15 protein-coding genes are annotated in these 16,672 nt (G+C 44.8%); 6 read left to right on the forward strand and 9 right to left on the reverse strand.

Annotated features, from left to right (window positions below; all coding sequences use genetic code 11):
• Positions 1–44: 44 nt before the first annotated feature.
• The 9 genes from IDJ76_RS13705 to IDJ76_RS13745 all read right to left on the reverse strand — a co-directional run bounded on the left by IDJ76_RS13705 (position 45) and on the right by IDJ76_RS13745 (position 10,167).
• Complete coding sequence (locus tag IDJ76_RS13705; protein WP_191163901.1) at positions 45–818, reverse strand: class I SAM-dependent methyltransferase; 774 nt, start codon at positions 816–818, stop codon at positions 45–47.
• 3 nt (positions 819–821) lie between these two features.
• Positions 822–1,475, reverse strand: a complete 654-nt coding sequence (locus tag IDJ76_RS13710; protein ID WP_191163902.1) for an O-methyltransferase — start codon at positions 1,473–1,475, stop codon at positions 822–824.
• Positions 1,472–2,791 (reverse strand): flippase, encoded by a 1,320-nt coding sequence (locus IDJ76_RS13715; RefSeq protein WP_191163903.1) that lies wholly within the window; start codon positions 2,789–2,791, stop codon positions 1,472–1,474. The genes IDJ76_RS13710 and IDJ76_RS13715 overlap by 4 nt, the downstream gene beginning before the upstream one ends.
• 488 nt (positions 2,792–3,279) lie before the next feature.
• Positions 3,280–3,681, reverse strand: coding sequence for a hypothetical protein (locus IDJ76_RS13720; RefSeq protein WP_191163904.1), 402 nt, complete (start codon positions 3,679–3,681; stop codon positions 3,280–3,282).
• Positions 3,682–3,779: 98 nt separating this feature from the next.
• A complete protein-coding gene (gene typA, locus IDJ76_RS13725) occupies positions 3,780–5,591 on the reverse strand; it encodes a translational GTPase TypA (RefSeq protein WP_191163905.1) in 1,812 nt (603 codons plus the stop codon).
• A 538-nt stretch (positions 5,592–6,129) separates the two neighbouring features.
• The gene (locus tag IDJ76_RS13730; protein WP_191163906.1) at positions 6,130–7,299 is read right to left on the reverse strand and encodes a hypothetical protein; all 1,170 of its coding nucleotides are present in this window, start codon (positions 7,297–7,299) and stop codon (positions 6,130–6,132) included.
• Positions 7,300–7,624: 325 nt separating this feature from the next.
• Positions 7,625–8,389, reverse strand: a complete 765-nt coding sequence (locus tag IDJ76_RS13735; protein ID WP_191163907.1) for a hypothetical protein — start codon at positions 8,387–8,389, stop codon at positions 7,625–7,627.
• 66 nt (positions 8,390–8,455) lie between these two features.
• On the reverse strand, positions 8,456–9,073 hold the full coding sequence (locus IDJ76_RS13740) for a TetR/AcrR family transcriptional regulator (RefSeq protein ID WP_191163908.1): 618 nt from the start codon (positions 9,071–9,073) through the stop codon (positions 8,456–8,458).
• Positions 9,074–9,369: 296 nt separating this feature from the next.
• Positions 9,370–10,167, reverse strand: coding sequence for an alpha/beta hydrolase (locus IDJ76_RS13745; RefSeq protein ID WP_224746323.1), 798 nt, complete (start codon positions 10,165–10,167; stop codon positions 9,370–9,372).
• 156 nt (positions 10,168–10,323) lie between these two features.
• Here IDJ76_RS13745 and IDJ76_RS13750 point away from each other — a divergent pair, with 156 nt between their 5' ends.
• The 6 genes from IDJ76_RS13750 (at position 10,324) to IDJ76_RS13775 (ending at position 16,537) form a co-directional block, all read left to right on the forward strand.
• Positions 10,324–11,031, forward strand: a complete 708-nt coding sequence (locus tag IDJ76_RS13750; RefSeq protein ID WP_191163910.1) for an esterase family protein — start codon at positions 10,324–10,326, stop codon at positions 11,029–11,031.
• A gap of 64 nt (positions 11,032–11,095) precedes the next feature.
• Positions 11,096–12,166 (forward strand): ATP-grasp domain-containing protein, encoded by a 1,071-nt coding sequence (locus IDJ76_RS13755; RefSeq protein WP_191163911.1) that lies wholly within the window; start codon positions 11,096–11,098, stop codon positions 12,164–12,166.
• Between the two features lie 235 nt (positions 12,167–12,401).
• A complete protein-coding gene (locus IDJ76_RS13760; protein ID WP_191163912.1) occupies positions 12,402–13,499 on the forward strand; it encodes a carboxylate-amine ligase in 1,098 nt (365 codons plus the stop codon).
• Between the two features lie 55 nt (positions 13,500–13,554).
• Positions 13,555–14,397 (forward strand): type 1 glutamine amidotransferase, encoded by an 843-nt coding sequence (locus IDJ76_RS13765; protein ID WP_191163913.1) that lies wholly within the window; start codon positions 13,555–13,557, stop codon positions 14,395–14,397.
• Positions 14,398–14,661: 264 nt separating this feature from the next.
• Positions 14,662–14,994 carry a GIY-YIG nuclease family protein gene (locus IDJ76_RS13770; protein ID WP_191163914.1) on the forward strand — a complete coding sequence of 111 codons (333 nt, stop codon included), beginning with the start codon at positions 14,662–14,664 and terminating at the stop codon, positions 14,992–14,994.
• Between the two features lie 346 nt (positions 14,995–15,340).
• The gene (locus IDJ76_RS13775) at positions 15,341–16,537 is read left to right on the forward strand and encodes a hypothetical protein (protein WP_191163915.1); all 1,197 of its coding nucleotides are present in this window, start codon (positions 15,341–15,343) and stop codon (positions 16,535–16,537) included.
• Positions 16,538–16,672: the final 135 nt, after the last annotated feature.

The following is a 16,672-nucleotide window of genomic DNA, read 5'->3' on the forward strand; positions in this document are numbered from 1 at the left end:
GAATGAGTGAATATTTTAACACAGCGAACATGTGTTGGTTAACCTTAAAATATATCTGCCTGTTTATCGGTTTTGCTGCAAAGTACCGTGTAGGCGTTGGCCAGTTTCTCGTGCCATTTTTTACCGCCTGCTTTGGCTACGGTGGTTTTGGCAAAATACTCCAGCGCTATCTTCATGCCGGTAACAAAGCCTTTTGGCTTTTTTTGATTGATGTAGGTATTAAACAGCGTAACCTCGGGTTCTATCATCGAGGTAAGATCTTTTACTACCTCAAATCCCTCGGTTTGTAACAAGTATCTTAACGATGTTGGCGTGTAAACGTTAATGTGCCCATAGGCCAAAAAGTGCCTGATGCGCTTATCCACCCCCGGTTTATAGTCGATGGGTACTTCTATCACAAAACTGCGGCTTACGCGCTTTATCTCGCGCAGCAGCAGGCGTTCATGCTCTACATGCTCCAATACATGCGACAGGATAATGAGGTCGAAACTATCATCGGCAAAGGGAAGCTTGTAACCGTCAAACTCCTGCACCAGGGTAAGCCCCTTTATCTCGCGCGATTTGATGTGCTTTACCCCGCTATCACTGATCTCTACCGCCTGATATTCGGGCGCAAAGTTCCAGTCGGAAAGGTACTTCAAAATACTACCATCGCCTGCGCCAACTTCTAAAACCTTTTTAAAGCTTTGGCCTTTACACACATCAACAATATGCTGTGCTTTGTATTTGGCACCCAGCATGCGCCAGGCTTCGTCATGCTTCTGGTAAAATTCATCGTACGCGGTTTTTACATTGCCGCTTAGTTTTTGTTGTGCCATAACTTAAATACCCAGGCAGTTTGCAGGTTTATAGAATACCGATGTTGATTTACGATAAAACAGCCCCGGCGATATACCGCTGAACGGTAAATGCTTAAATCCCTTTGCTACCAGGAAATCAACCCCTTCTTTATAATCGGCTCGTTCAGAATCGTCCAGTACTACTACGCCTGTTTCGCTCAATGCGTCGACTGCTTGCTTGCAGCAGTTCACACGGTCGCGGCCATCTACAATAATGATGTCGAACTTCTCCTGTAGTTTACCGGGCATCTGGCAGTAATCGCCGCCGCGTACCAGTTCGGTATAGATCAGTTCGGAGTTCTCGGGCTTTTTACCGGATTGCTCTATTTTATCAAACCACTCTTTATCATGCTCCACAGATACTACCACCCCTGCGTATTTGGCGTAGAAATAAGTAGAATTGCCCGAGCCGAATTCAAAAACGGTATGCGCCTTATTAAGACGGTCTTTTATAAAATCGATAAAAGAATAGGTAACCCAGGGGATAGGGTTGCCATCACGATCTACCGGTGATTTGCTGTCAAAGGCCTTAAACCAGCCGATATCATCCAGATAGCCCTTACTGTTAAAAGACAACAGCGAGCGCAAGTGCGCCGGATTAGTTAATACCTGCAAAAGTGACGAAAATGTACTCAACGCTTTATGATTTTTTTAAACAGTGAAATTAAGAATAATGATTTTAACATCATCACGCCTTGGTTGCTAACTTTAGGAATAAATAAAACAAAAAATGCCGAGCTGGCATAGGCCACCAGGGTAGCAATCGCCGCGCCCATCATGCCCATTTTAGGGATTAGGATGAGGTTTAGGCCGATATTTACGATTGCCCCAAAGCCCGTACGCAAAAAGGTAAGTTTGGTGTAGCCTTCGGCGATTAAGTACTGGCTGTTGGCCGCCCCTAAAAATACAAACACGCCCGACCAGATATGTACCGATAGCGTTGGCGCGGCGTAGTAAAACTCAGGAGTGTATAAAATTTTATAGATAAGCGGTGCCGCAAATGCTACTACGATGGCGGCCGGCAGGCTCAGGTACACCATCAGATCATACAAATTCTGGATGCGCTTTTTATAGCGTTCGGTATCGTCCCTGCGGGCATTCAGTATAGCCGGGAAAAGTGTAGTGACAATAACGGTTGGGATAAAGTTCCAGGCCTCGCTTAAGGTAGCTACTGTGGCATAAGCTCCCGCCTCTTTTGTACCCGATATATTCTGGATCATCAGCTGGTCTATCTTCATATACAACGAAACCATTATACCCGAGATAATGAGCGGCCACGAATAGGTAAGCAGCTTTTTAGCCAGTTGTCCATTATAAGCCCAGTTGAATATGTTGCGCCCCTTACGCTGATAGGTTAAGTAATAACCCAGGGCCAGTAATATAAAATCTAAAGCGTAGGCGTAAACAAAGGCGATCAAAGGCATTTGGAGATAAATGAGCACCAATTTAATTGCCGCCGATAACAGGTTGCCCGTTACCTGTACCTGCATAATGTATTTGGATTGCACCTCCGACTGGAAGTACGAGTCGATCACATTGAATGCCTGTACAATGCCTATTACCGAAAATATGAGTACGTAGATGTATGGTGTACCCTTAGCCGGATAAAACTGGTAAGCCAACCATACCAGCGGGATACAGGCAATGCCGCCTGCCACCTTCATCCAAAAAGATGTGCCTAAAATGCTATCGCGGTTTTTGGGGAACTGGTGCAGCTCTTTCACGATGAACTGATCTAACCCGAGGGTGGCGAAGGCCGAAAAAAGATAAATATAGGTGATCCCCCCGGTGATGATACCCAGCTTATCCTTACTTAAGTACCGCGCAACGGCAATGCTAACCAGCATTTTAATGAGCAGGCTACCTACTTTGCCCACAAAAGACATCCCCGTATTTTTAAAATACTTTTCTAAGGCCTGCTGGTCAAATCCTGGGATGGTGGGAATACGCATGATTATTTGCAAAGATAGTAGAAATAAAATGTGAGAGAAGAGGAGCGGGGAGCGGGGTTGGAGGTGTGGCAACGGGCAATTGTCTGAACCTTGATTTATAGGATTAACTGATTTCCTTGATTCCTTTTACAATTTCAAATCGTGGTAATCCTAAAATCAAGAAAATCATGGTTCAGAAAAAAGTGTTCTTGTCCGTCCGCAACCTGAGCGGACAAAGCGGACAAGATCTTGTCATCCCGAGGGAAGCGCAGCGACGAGGGATTTTCCGGGGTTGTTAGTGCTTCGTTAGGGATGGGTTTGTAGTGCTTTGTTAGGGGTGGTTTTGGTTTATGAACGTCAGTGGATGTCACTTTCTTTTTCCGCAAAAGAAAGTAACCAAAGAAAACTCTGCGGCCGTGCCTTGTCCTGTTAAAGTTAGTGCTGCTGCACGGTCACTGCTACCCGTACAAACCAATGCCGCATTTGAGGATTCGGTAACGTTCGGTTTGTCAGGCTTTGTCATTTCTCTTTGTCAGACAGAACAGCTTTGGGTGATAGCGGGTAGAACGTGTTGGCCTTGCGCTGAAGGAAAGGGGAATTAGCGGATTTTGCTGAAGCGGTGGAAAAAGCGTTAGGGCAAAAGTAGCCGCCCCGTGGTTCTGCCCGGTTTGCAGGGCAAAGGCCTTGTGCGGCAAAAAAGCCTTTCTGCTGACTTGATCTTTTGCTTCTTTTGTATCAAGACAAAAGAAGTAGCCATCCGCGGCAATGAGCGGGCTGACATTGATAAAAGTACCAACCTTTCCTATTAAGAACACTTCGCTTGGGATTACTTCGTTCCTCGCAATGACGCGCTGAGATGCGTTGTTTTGTCCGTCCGTAACCTGAGCGGAATAATAGAACAAAGCGGACAACCAACCAACAAAAAAAGGCTGCCAAATAAATGACAGCCTTTTTAATATGATTCAAAATAGGTCTTGATTCCTGATTCTTTTATCTTGATTCCAACAGCTTACTGGCTTTGGAATTTTTTAGCGTTGATACGGCGTTCGTTCTCGTTCAGATAGATCTTACGCATACGGATGCTTTGCGGTGTAACCTCAATATACTCATCGGCCTGGATGTACTCCATTGATTCCTCTAACGAGAATTTGATGGCCGGTGCAATACGCACGTTGGTATCGCTACCAGATGCACGCATGTTGGTTAACTGCTTGCCCTTGGTTAAGTTAATAACCAAATCGTTATCGCGGATGTGCTCGCCTAATACCTGGCCTTCGTAAACATCAACTCCCGGATCGATGTGGAAACGACCACGATCCTGCAATTTATCAATAGCGAAAGCAGTAGTTTTACCGGTATCCATAGATACCAATACACCATTTAAACGACCAGGGATCTGGCCTTTCCATGGCTCGTATGCTTTAAAGCGGTGGGCCATGATAGCCTCGCCACCTGTTGCAGTCAATACGTTGTTACGTAAACCGATGATACCACGTGCAGGGATATCAAACTCCAGGTGCTGTAAATCGCCTTTAGGCTCCATTACCAACAGGTCGCCTTTGCGCTGTGTAACCAGCTCAATAACCTTACCTGCTACTTCGCCCGGTACATCAACGATCAGGGTTTCAACCGGCTCGCATTTAACACCGTCAATTTCTTTAACGATAACCTGTGGCTGGCCTACCTGTAACTCGTAACCCTCGCGGCGCATGGTCTCGATCAGTACCGATAAATGGAGGATACCACGGCCGTACACCAGGTATGAATCAGGCGATTCGGTTTCAACAACCTTTAATGCCAGGTTTTTCTCCATCTCTTTGTACAAACGGTCACGTAAGTGGCGTGATGTTACAAACTTACCCTCTTTACCAAAGAAAGGTGAAGTGTTGATGGTGAACAACATGTTCATGGTAGGCTCGTCGATATGGATAACTTCCAGTTGTTCCGGCTTATCAAAATCGGCAATGGTATCGCCAATATCAAAACCGTCGATACCTACAACAGCACAAATATCACCTGCGCTAACCGAGGTAGCTTTAACCTTTCCTAAACCTTCAAAGGTGTATAATTCTTTAATACGTGATTTTTGGATAGTGCCATCGCGTTTTACCAACGATACCGGCATGTTTTCTTTGATAGTACCTCGTGCCACACGGCCAATTGCAATACGGCCCACGAAAGATGAGTAATCTAACGAGGTGATCTGCATTTGCAATGTACCTTCACTAATTGGCGGCGGTTGTATGTTTGCTAAAATAGCATCCATCAACGGGAAGATATCTTCTGTTGGTTGTTTGTAATCTGTGCTCATCCAACCTTGTTTAGAAGAACCGTAGATAACCGGGAAATCCAGTTGGTCTTCGGTAGCCTCCAGGTTGAAGAATAATTCGAAGATCTGCTCGTAAACCTCTTCGGGGCGGCAGTTCTCTTTATCCACCTTGTTTACCACCACAATAGGTTTTAAGCCTAAAGCCAAAGCCTTTTGGGTAACAAAGCGGGTTTGAGGCATAGCACCTTCAAACGCATCACATAATAATAAAACGCCATCGGCCATTTTCAATACACGCTCAACCTCACCACCAAAATCGGCGTGACCAGGGGTATCGATGATGTTGATCTTAACATCCTTATACATTACCGAAACGTTTTTTGATACGATGGTAATACCACGCTCACGCTCCAGGTCATTGTTATCCAATATTAATTCACCAGTTTCCTGCCCATCACGGAAGATAGCGCAGCTGTGTAAAATTTTGTCAACCAATGTGGTTTTACCGTGGTCAACGTGTGCGATGATCGCTATATTTCTTATTTTTTGCATAAAATGCGGCCTCTAAATTTGGCGCAAAGATAGCGTTTATAAATGGGATTTAAAAACGCGGCTTGCATTTAACAATTGTTTAACATGGAGCGGGCGGCGAATATGCAGATATGCGAATGTGCAGATATGCAGATGATTAGGAATGATACACACAAACAGGCAAGTTACCACCCTGTCATTCCGAGGGAAGCGCAGCGACGAGGAATCTTCTGCGAGGAGTGAGTAGGCTATCGGTTTGTCCATCCGTTAATGGTGCGGACAAGGCGGACAAGATGTTTCGTACCACCCATTCATTCCGAGGGAAGCGCAGCGACGAGGAATCTTCTGCGGGGGGTATGTAGGCTACCGTGTTTGTCCGTCCGTTAATGGAGCGGACAGGGCGGACAAGAACAGCGCGTTAAAACACGCGCGGCACGCATGCGCCAGCGGGGAAAAATGTTTTATTTGACGACTGGATATAGATTTAAGAGTTTTAAATTCGTAAAATCATGAGTGCAAATATCAAATTCCCCTAAATTTGAAACCATTTTTCTCTCTTTCATAAATTCGTATAAACATGTATGGTCTTTTTTCCTAATAAATCACCAACAAAATAATAAGGATATAAAAGTACACCTGGTATTGTTAAGGGATTATTAGCCCTATTTACGTCTTCTTCTAATATTTTAATGTTTTTTTCAAATTTTTTGAAGTCTTGTAGGTAGACATCATCAATGACATATTCCTTTGTTTCCTTCAAAACCAGCCCTGTTTTGTGATTTGAAATAACCTGAGATTTAATTAAGCAAGTGTCGCATGCGGGATAATCAAAATATGTATTTATCAAAAAATAAAAATCACGCAGTGGCTTTAAGACATGTTTTGTTCTGTTAAACTTAGCAACTTTTATAATCGAATCGATTTTGCGGACGTTAATCTTCGCCATATGCCGATAAAGATTGACACCTTCCTGACCAAAGTGAGTTAATGTATCATTATTTAAGATTGAAATACTATCAATTCGTTTCTTTCCCAGTTCAACTATTGTCGTTCGTGTGTATATAATACCTGGATAAGATTTTAAATCAGGCAGGATGCCGTTAATTTCATTTACTATTGGATCAAAGCCAATTCCGTCATGTCTTTCTTCCCCAATATTGATAAAGCTTAATGCAAACATTAGTACGTTAAGCAAAATCAAACTTAGACAAAACGCTGCAAGTATTCTAAGTGGCTTTGCGTGGATAATAAACCAAAAGAAGCAAAATGTAAATACAATAGATACAGAATTAAAAATATTTGCGATGTAGAGAAATGTGTAGTCTTCATTTTTTATAAAAATCCATGTGAACAGAAATGCTGGAGTTAGCCATAATAAAAATGATATATAACTAAATGAAATAGAGCGAATAGCGACTAAATGATCAAAGCGAAGTATGGTTGCCGCTAAGTAAATTATTGTGGATATGGGCACTGTAATAAAGAATAATGAAATCACAATTCTTGCAGTTTCCATTGTTTCTGACCCAGTGAATACCACAATAATTACTATAAATAGCAAAATATATAAAATACATTGTTTTACCCTATCAGATACATTTTGAGAATAAAAGTCCGTAAAAAAACGCAAAGGCTTGATATAGAAAGTCATCAAAGATTGAAGCCAAAATCCAATTTTAGATATAGGTGTTTCGTTTATAAAGTTTTGAATCGGCTTTGGAAGTTCCATATTTCGCGTGAATTTAATGAAATTGTTCAACTTAGATTGTATAATACCACATGACAAGATTATTGGTATTCAACTTTTACAATAACATTTAATTTACAAGAACACTACCCCCCCCCTTGTCCGTCCACCCCCTCCCCGAACATCCCGAACAAGGCGGACAAACCTACACAAACACCACATCACTAATATCTGCACCGGTTTTGCGGTCATGTGTCAAGCTTGTAAAACACTTCTTTTCAGCAAAGTTCAAAGATGCTTCACTATCGTTCAGCATGACAAGATTTCCGCTGTGTCACCGATTGCTTTTTTATCAACCCCCCCCTAATCACCTCACCAACGGCATCCTGTTCAATGCCTGCGCCAGTATCAGTATCGCGATAGCGGTGTAGACTACACCCGCCAGCAGCGTCAGCCTTATATCTTTAAGAAGATAGTAGGCCAACAGGGGCAGCACCTGCAGGGCGTGCATGCCTACAAAGTGCGCTATGCGTGCATCGCCAAATTTACGGCTCCAGTTCAGGAAGGGGAGGCCGCTGCCACCGTCAGGCCCGCCGATGGTATGGGCGTTGGTGCCGCCCATTAACGCCCCTTCAAACGCGAAGATCACAAACAAAAAGATGCTTGAACGGATACTGAGCAGGTAATAATCGGGCAGTTGGGGGAAACTGCGGCTGCAAAACAATATGCCCATGTATGCGGTGTGCAAAGCAACGGCGGTTGCTGCAAAAGCCATCCCTGTGTATAAGACCGAGTAGAGCGGCGTACTGCGGTTAAAGTGCGATTGCTGCCCGCGCCCTGCCTGGTAGGTAATGTACAACAGTTCAAAAGCCAGTAAAATAATAGTGGCCCAATTGTACAGTGTTACCTGGCCGGGCATTTGCAGGTACCAGCAAAACCACCCCATGGTCCAGCAAAATACGCCGATGGAGAGCGCAAATTTGATAGGCTTGTCCCAGGCGTTGGTGCCCGTAACCTGGAGCTGGCTTGCCCGGGCAACGGGCACTAAAACCAACGCGGTTAACAGGCAAAGCAGGCCGAAATAAAATAAAGGTTCGTTACGATACCTGAGGGTGTTTAGAAAATTATTCATGACGTTGTTGTTTATTGATCTATGTTTATTATTTGAATTATGTTCATTAAATGGGCAAAAAAAAGGTTATAGTTTTTTCAATATCAGTATAAATTCTTCAAAGCCTGCGGGTACCATGCCCGCGGCATTATCAAGGCGTACGCCGGTGATACGGTTACTGATGTGCAGGCTGCACATGCCATGCACCAGGCTCCAGATCATAAACGTTAGTGCATCGGGCTGATGGCCTTTAAAATGCCCCGTGCTTATACATTCCAGTACCGTGGCCTTTAAAAAAGTAAAGGCATTTATCCCTTGCTTCCATTCTTCGTCATCAGCTTCGTTCAGAGCCTCCATAGGGGCCTTCAGGGTAAACATCAACTCATACATCTCGGGGTTGGCCATAGCAAACTCAATATACAGCCGGCCCATGGCAATCAGCCGTTCCATCGGGTTGGCCACATGCCGTAGTACCTCAAATTGTATGCTAAGTTGTGCAAAGCCTTGTATGTGCAGCTCGTTCAGAATGGCGTTCTTATCTTTAAAGTACACGTAAACGGTGCCCACGCTGTAGTCTATATGCTGTGCAATGCTTCGGATAGTGGTTTGCTCTACGCCTTTAATTAAAAACAGTTTTTTGGCGCTGTCTAAGATCAGCGCTTTCAACTCTTCTTTTTCCTTTAATTTACGGTTGGCTGTAGTCATTTGCTTTGTTGATGCAAATAAAATGAACATTGTTCATTAAATGAAATCTTTTTAATAAAAGTTTTGTTCCGCATGTCCGGGCAAGGAGCGGACGGACAAGGTTGATAAGCACGCGGCGACCTGTCCGCTGAGATTGCCACGTCGCTATCGCTCCTCGCAATGACACGTCTTTAAATGCTTGTCCGCTTTGTCCGGCTTGTTCGGGCAAGGTGCGGACGGAGAAGGCAATAAGCACCTGGCGACCTGTCCGCTGAGATTGCCACGTCGCTATCGCTCCTCGCAATGACATGGTTTTATTAGATCACCGTCCTGCCGAAGGCCCATTGTAAAAACTTGGGCATGGCTTTGCCCCAGGTGTCGGGGTCATGGGTGCCGCCTAAAACTTCCAGGTACTGGATATCGGCAGGGCGTTCGTAACCTTTGGCCAGCAGCTCTTTGATCACGTCGATGGTATCGTCAATCGAGTCGATGATGCCGTTCTTGTTACGGTCGGCAGTTTCATCTTTGGTACCCGTTTGCAGCCAGAATTTTACGTCGGGTTTGCCGGGTGTGTTTTTGATCATAGTGTGCATAAGTCGGTCAATATCGGTATAGCCTTTAGCAAGGTCTTTTCCCCTCCACCAAAACGATGCAGAGAATGCGCCCACCCGGTCAAACAGATCAGGGTGATTCCAGGCAACATCCATAGCGGTTAACCCACCTAAAGAGCATCCCGCGAAAGCGGTACTTTCAAAATGTTCTATCCCGGTATGTTGGGTAATAAAGGGCAGCAGTTCGGTAATAATAAACTGGGTGTACAGATTGGCTTTTGCACCGCGCTTTTTAAAGTCGGGCTGGCCGGCAATGCCATACTCTTGTATGCGCTCGTCGCCGGCATGTATGGCCACTGTGAGCAGGGGTTTGATACAGTTGCGGGTGTACAGGTTTTCGAGGGTATCAATTAGCTTCAGGTTTTCCAGTTCCTGGCCATCGTTCAGTAAAAGCAGGTTCAGTGGTTCGGCAAAAGCGCCTTCTTCGGGCATCAGCAGGGTGCAGGTAACGTCGCGGATTAAATGGGCCGATGTGAGGATGATCTCCTGCTCTGCTATCTTCATTTCAGTATCTGTACTATGGTACATGGTCAAGTTAAAAATAATAAGGGTACAAAAGTAGGGTTATACTTTTATTTAATTAGCCAAAACAGAATTATTTGGCTTGTTGTTGACATTTACGGGCAATCCTGCTATCTTACCCTCTTATAAAACAACAATTTGACTGAGCAATATCACCGCTGGCATTCGCCGAATTTAAATACCGACCTGGAGATGCTGGTTTTCGGCGACCGTGGTTACCCGGTTATCCTGTTCCCGACTACTAAGGGCCGTTTTCATCAGAATAAAGATTTCGGGCTGATAGAAGCCGCCAAATGGTTTGTTGACGAAGGCCTGGTAAAAATTTACTGCCCCGATACGATAGACGACCGCAGCTGGTACGACAAGGGCATCCACCCGGCAGATCGCGCCCGTAATTACACATGGTACGATAAAATGCTTATCGACGAGCTGATCCCCTGGGCACAGCACGAGACCGGGGTGGGCAAAGTAGCTGTAGCGGGCTGCAGTTTTGGCGGTTACCATGCGGCTAACTTCGCCTTTAAACACCCCGAAAAGGTGGCCCACCTGTTCACGATGGGCGGTGCATTCGACATTAAAATGTTTACCGACGGCTTTTATAACGACGATATATTTTACAATAACCCGGTAGATTTTATGCCCGGAAGCAATAAGCACGAGCTTTGGCAGATGAACATCATCCTGGGCACGTCAGAACATGATATGTGCAAGGATTATAACATCACCATGTCGAACATATTGAACGCGAAGGGTATTAACCACTGGCTGGACATACGCCCCTACGCCAATCACGATTGGCCGATATGGAAGGAAATGTTCCCGCATTATTTGAGCACGATAAAGTAGGGCGGGCAAGAGTAAAGAATCAAGACACAAAAACAGAAAATCTACACGACATAACCATCATACCATGAAAAAAATAGGCATCTTATTCGGGCAGGAAAATTCATTCCCCCAGGCATTTGTTGATCGGATCAACGAGAAAGCTGAAAAAAACATCAGCGCAGAATTTGTACGCATCGACAAGATGATGCAGGGCGAGCCGTTGGGCTATTCTGTAATTGTCGACAGGATCTCGCAGGATGTTCCTTTTTACCGGGCATCTTTAAAAAACGCAGCCATCACCGGCACGGCGGTTATCAACAACCCCTTTTGGTGGAGTGCCGACGAGAAATTCTTTAACAACGCATTAGCCGTTAAGCTGGGCGTACCGGTACCAAAAACAGCGTTACTGCCCTCTAAAGATCACCCGGACAGCACTACCGACAGGTCGTTCCGTAACCTGGCCTTCCCTTTAGATTGGGATGCGATATTTGATTACGTGGGCTTCCCGGCATACATGAAACCGTTTGACGGTGGCGGCTGGCGCGATGTTTATAAGATCAGTGATAAAGAAGACCTGTGGGCAAAATTTGCCGAAACCAAGCAACTGGTAATGCTACTGCAGGAAGAGATCATTTTTGACGATTACTTCCGCTGCTATTGCATTGGCGGCAAGCACGTGCGTATTATGCAATACGAGCCACGCAACCCACACCACCTGCGTTACGAGCATGGCAAAGCCCCGGCATCTAAAAAAATGCTGGATACCATCACCAAATACGTTTTGCAGCTTAACCAATATTTAGGTTACGATTTTAACACGGTAGAATTTGCGGTACGCGATGGTATCCCTTACGCGATTGATTTCTGTAACCCTGCACCAGATGCCGAAGTTACCAGCGTAGGCCAGGATAACTTTGAGTGGGTGGTGGAGACTGCTGCCAGCTACGCTATAGAACGCGCCAAAGCACAAAATGACGATAAGGATAACCTAACCTGGGGCGAATATGTACGTACAGGCGTTAACGGAAAGCCTTTAGTGACCGCAGCAAAAGCAAGCAAAGCAGATGTAAGCGCAGGCACAGTAGACCACGCTATTACCGAAGAAGCTAAACCGAAGAAGAAAGCGGCTGCACCTAAAAAGGCGGCTAAGAAATAGGAATTATAAAGCTGTCCGTAATAGATTTTGTCCGCATTGTCCATTAGTATAACGGACGGACAAAGACGGCTGTAAAGAAATAGAAGCATAATAACTGTCATTTCGAACGAGCAATAGCGAGGAGAAATCCTCTGTGAACAAAAGGTATAAACTATTACCTTAAAGAAGATTTCTCCTCGTACCTCGTTCGAAATGACATTTGTTTTTAAAGAACAATCCAAACCCCTAACCAATTATGAACGAGTTTACCTTAGGTGTTGAAGAAGAATTTATGGTGATAGACCCCGTTACGCGGGAGCTGAAATCGCATGAGCAAAAGATTGTGGATAGCGCGCAAAAGATCCACGAAGACCAGGTAAAAGCCGAAATGCACCAGGCCGTGGTTGAGGTGGGTACCCACATTTGCCGCAATACCGATGAAGCCCGTAAAGAGGTGGGCAAGCTGCGCACTACCGTAGCCCAGCTTGCCGGCGATATTGGCCTGCGTATTGGTGCAGCGGGTACGCACCCTTTCTCGCACTGGCAGCACCAGCTGATCACCGATCACCCCAGGTATTTCGAGATAGTGGATGAGTTGCAGGAAGCTGCCCGCTCCAACCTCATCTTTGGGCTGCATGTGCACGTAGGCATCCAGTCGCGGGATATGGCTATCCATATTGCCAACCAGGCGCGCTACTTTTTGCCGCACGTTTACGCGCTCAGCACCAACTCGCCGTTTTGGGAGGGCCGTAATACTGGTTACAAATCGTTCCGTACCAAAGTGTTCGACAAGTTCCCGCGTACGGGCATTCCCGATTATTTTGCCAGTATTGAAGATTACGACAACTATGTAAAGCTGTTGGTGAAAACTAACTGTATAGATAATGCTAAAAAGATCTGGTGGGATCTGAGGGTGCATCCTTTCTTTGAAACCATCGAGTTCCGTGTATGCGATTGCCCGATGCTGGTTGATGAAACCATGACCTTTGTGGCCTTGTTTCAATGTATCTGTGCCAAGCTGTACAAATTGCGGTTGAGCAATATGAAGTTTATCACTTATAACAGGGCATTGATCAACGAGAACAAATGGCGGGCTGCCCGTTACGGTATTGACGGCAAGATGATCGACTTTGGTAAAGAGCTGGAAGTAAACACCCGTGCCCTGATCCTGGAACTGCTGGATTTTATTGATGATGTGGTTGACGACCTGGGCTGCCGTGACGACCTGCAGTACGTGCACAAGATACTCGAGAACGGTACCGGTGCCGACAGGCAGTTGGCTATTTACAACCAAAACAATAACTTTGAAGACGTTGTAGATTATATCACATCACAAACGTTAAAGGGGATATAGAGGGTAGCCAAGCCGTTCTTTACATAGGGGAGGCGAACCTAATTTAGATTGGATTATGACAGATAAAACCGAAATTAAGATAGCCATATTGGATTTGTATGATGGCGTTGCGAATGAGGGTATGCGTGGTTTCCGTGATATACTGGAACGCTATAAGGTTAAACACAACCTTAATTTAAGTTACCAGGTGTTTGATGTGCGCAAAAAGGCACAGGTACCGGGTTTGGAGTTTGATGCCTATATCTCGAGCGGCGGGCCGGGTAGTCCGTTGGAAAGTGAAGGCACCGAGTGGGAAAAGAAGTATTTCCAATTGATGACCAAACTGGAGGCGCACAACAAAAGTGAAGCTGCCAATAAAAAACACGTATTTTTTGTATGCCATTCGTTCCAATTGATGTGCCGCTGGTATGGTCTGGGTCAGATCGGGTTAAGGCGTTCGCCGTCATTCGGTATTCTCCCCGTACACATGACAGAGGCCGGCAAAAAAGAAGATGTTTTTGAAGGATTGGCCGAGCCGTTTTACACGGTAGATTCGCGCAGCTGGCAGGTTATCAACCCGGACATGGATCAGCTTGATCGGTTGGGAATGACTTTACTGGCCTTAGAGAAAGAACGCCCCTATGTTGATCTGCCGCGCGCCATGATGGCTATCCGCTTTAGCGAATACTTTATCGCTACTCAATTCCATCCCGAAGCAGATGCCATAGGTATGAAATTACTTTTAGAACGGGAAGACAAAAAACAGGAAGTGATAAATGAGCACGGCGAAGGCAAATACCGCGAAATGATTGAGCGACTGGAAGACCCTGACAAGATTATGCACACGCAAAGTACCATGATCCCCAACTTTTTAGACGAAGCGATTTTGAAGTATCAGCGGGTGGAAGCAGGAGATTAAGAAGTGTTCCATGCTGAGCGATAGCGAAGTATCTTCCAACAGGCCATGATAAAGCGGCGACTGAACGCGGAAAGATTCTTCGTGCCTCAGAATGAAAACTAAACCTTACTTGTCATGCTGAGCGATAGCGAAGCATCTTCCAACAGGCGATAACTAAGCGGTTAAACGCGGAAAGATTCTTCGTGCCTCAGATTGACAAACTAAAACTTACTTGTCATGTTGAGCGATAGAGAAGCATCTTCCGATAAGTTAATGAAACGATATATGAAACAGCATAATTATTTTACATATATCTTAACTAATTATAACCGTGAAGTTCTCTACACTGGTGTTACGAATGATCTTAATATTCGCTTGCAGCAGCATTACTTTGGAACAGGGCAAAACAATAGTTTCACCGCAAAATATAAGTGCTATAATTTAGTGTGGTATGAAAGGCATCAATATGTTAATCATGCTATCGAACGCGAAAAGGAAATTAAAGGTTGGATCAGGGCAAAAAAGATAACTTTAATAGAACAAGAGAATCCTAACTGGACATTTTTAAATGTTACAATAATGGATTGGCCGCCAACTGCGATTGACAAACCGGACTAAGATTAAAACCTATTTATCATGCTGAGCAATAGCGAAGTATCTTTAAACAGGCGATGATAAAGCGGCGATTGGACGCAGGAAGATTCTTCGTAACTTAGAATAACAAATTATAACCTTACTTGTCATACTGAGCGATAGCGAAGTATCTTCCAACAGGCGATAACAAAGCGGTTAAACGCGGAAAGATTCTTCGTGCCTCAGAATGACAAATTTGTTTTCTTTTCGTGCTGAGCGATAGCGAAGCATCTTCCAACAGGCGATGATAAAGCGGCGATTAAACGTGGAAAAGATTCTTCGTTCCTCAGAATGACAAATTTAATATTGGAAGCCAAAATAACCTACCACCATGAACCCATTAGCCAGAAAAACCCATAACGAAACCTTTTCAGCAGAAAAGTATGCTGATTTTTTGGTAGACCTTAACACCGGGCTAAAAGATCCCATAGAGTTCCGTATTGCAGAAACGCCCGTTTATTTAACTGACGATTTCAGGGATAAACTCATTAAGGCGGGTAATGAAATTGTAGCCACCATCCTTAAACCCGGTTTCAAAGAATTAACCGAACGCGCTATACCCGATCAATGGCGCGTAGCCAATGAGAACGATCACTCCCACTTTATCGCGTTAGATTTTGGCGTTTGTAAAGATGATGCAGGCAATGTCGTACCCAAGCTGATAGAAATGCAGGGTTTCCCGTCGTTATACGGGTTCCAGGTACACCTGGCAGAAAATTATCGGCATACCTTTAACATTCACGGTAACCAAACCATATTCTTCAACGGGTTAAGCAAAAGCGGATATCTGGATTTGCTTAAAAAAACCATCATCGGCCCTTACCAGCCGGATGAGGTGGTGCTGATGGACGTAGATGCGCCCCACCAAAAAACTGCCGTAGATTTTTACATTACAGAGGGTTACATCGGTACGCCGGTGGTGTCCCTTGCCGATCTGATACAGCAAGGCGACCAGTTATTTTACAAAATTGCCACAGGCGAATTGAAACGAATCCGCAGAATATATAACCGGTTGATATTTGATGAAATAGAAAGCGACCCGGAGATTTTTGAAAAGGTAGTGGATATTCGCCAGCCGCTTGATGTGGAGTGGATAGCCCACCCCAACTGGTTTTACCGCATCAGCAAATTTACCATGCCTTTTTTAAATGGCGAGTATATCCCTAAAACACAGTTCCTGCACGAGTTAACGGAGGTGCCCGAGGATTTGCAGAACTATGTGCTTAAGCCTTTATTTAGCTTTGCAGGCCAGGGTGTGATCATCGATATAATGGATGGCGATATCGAAAAGATCAAAGATCCGGAAAATTGGATCTTACAGGAAAAAGTTAATTACGAGCCTGTGCTTCAAGCGCCTGATGGTGGCGTTAAGGTAGAGATACGGCTGTTGTACCTGTGGCCCGATGGTGACGCCGAACCAACCCTTGCCATTAACCTGGCGCGCTTAAGCCGTGGTAAAATGATAGGTGTGAGGTATAATAAGAATTTTGATTGGGTGGGCGGTGCAGTGGCGTTCATGCATAAATAAAGTTTGTTGGGTCCGGGTTTACTTCGGCCATGCACATTACCTAATCGCCAACCGTTAAATTGCATTAAATTAACCTTATAATATATCAGCCATCTTAACGTATAATATAATTGTATTAATTTTGCACCCAATGAA

The sequence above is a fragment of the Mucilaginibacter glaciei genome (genome assembly GCF_014773245.1).
GTDB classification, from domain to species: Bacteria; Bacteroidota; Bacteroidia; order Sphingobacteriales; family Sphingobacteriaceae; genus Mucilaginibacter; species Mucilaginibacter glaciei.

Excerpts from the sequence above, each read along its gene's own strand:
- IDJ76_RS13705 (WP_191163901.1), bottom strand. The coding sequence starts at position 818 with ATGGCACAACAAAAACTAAGCGGCAATGTAAAAACCGCGTACGATGAA.
- IDJ76_RS13715 (WP_191163903.1), bottom strand. The coding sequence starts at position 2,791 with ATGCGTATTCCCACCATCCCAGGATTTGACCAGCAGGCCTTAGAAAAG.
- typA (WP_191163905.1), bottom strand. The coding sequence starts at position 5,591 with ATGCAAAAAATAAGAAATATAGCGATCATCGCACACGTTGACCACGGT.
- IDJ76_RS13730 (WP_191163906.1), bottom strand. The coding sequence starts at position 7,299 with ATGGAACTTCCAAAGCCGATTCAAAACTTTATAAACGAAACACCTATA.
- IDJ76_RS13735 (WP_191163907.1), bottom strand. The coding sequence starts at position 8,389 with ATGAATAATTTTCTAAACACCCTCAGGTATCGTAACGAACCTTTATTT.
- IDJ76_RS13740 (WP_191163908.1), bottom strand. The coding sequence starts at position 9,073 with ATGACTACAGCCAACCGTAAATTAAAGGAAAAAGAAGAGTTGAAAGCG.
- IDJ76_RS13745 (WP_224746323.1), bottom strand. The coding sequence starts at position 10,167 with ATGAAGATAGCAGAGCAGGAGATCATCCTCACATCGGCCCATTTAATC.
- IDJ76_RS13755 (WP_191163911.1), top strand. The coding sequence starts at position 11,096 with ATGAAAAAAATAGGCATCTTATTCGGGCAGGAAAATTCATTCCCCCAG.
- IDJ76_RS13760 (WP_191163912.1), top strand. The coding sequence starts at position 12,402 with ATGAACGAGTTTACCTTAGGTGTTGAAGAAGAATTTATGGTGATAGAC.
- IDJ76_RS13765 (WP_191163913.1), top strand. The coding sequence starts at position 13,555 with ATGACAGATAAAACCGAAATTAAGATAGCCATATTGGATTTGTATGAT.
- IDJ76_RS13770 (WP_191163914.1), top strand. The coding sequence starts at position 14,662 with ATGAAACAGCATAATTATTTTACATATATCTTAACTAATTATAACCGT.
- IDJ76_RS13775 (WP_191163915.1), top strand. The coding sequence starts at position 15,341 with ATGAACCCATTAGCCAGAAAAACCCATAACGAAACCTTTTCAGCAGAA.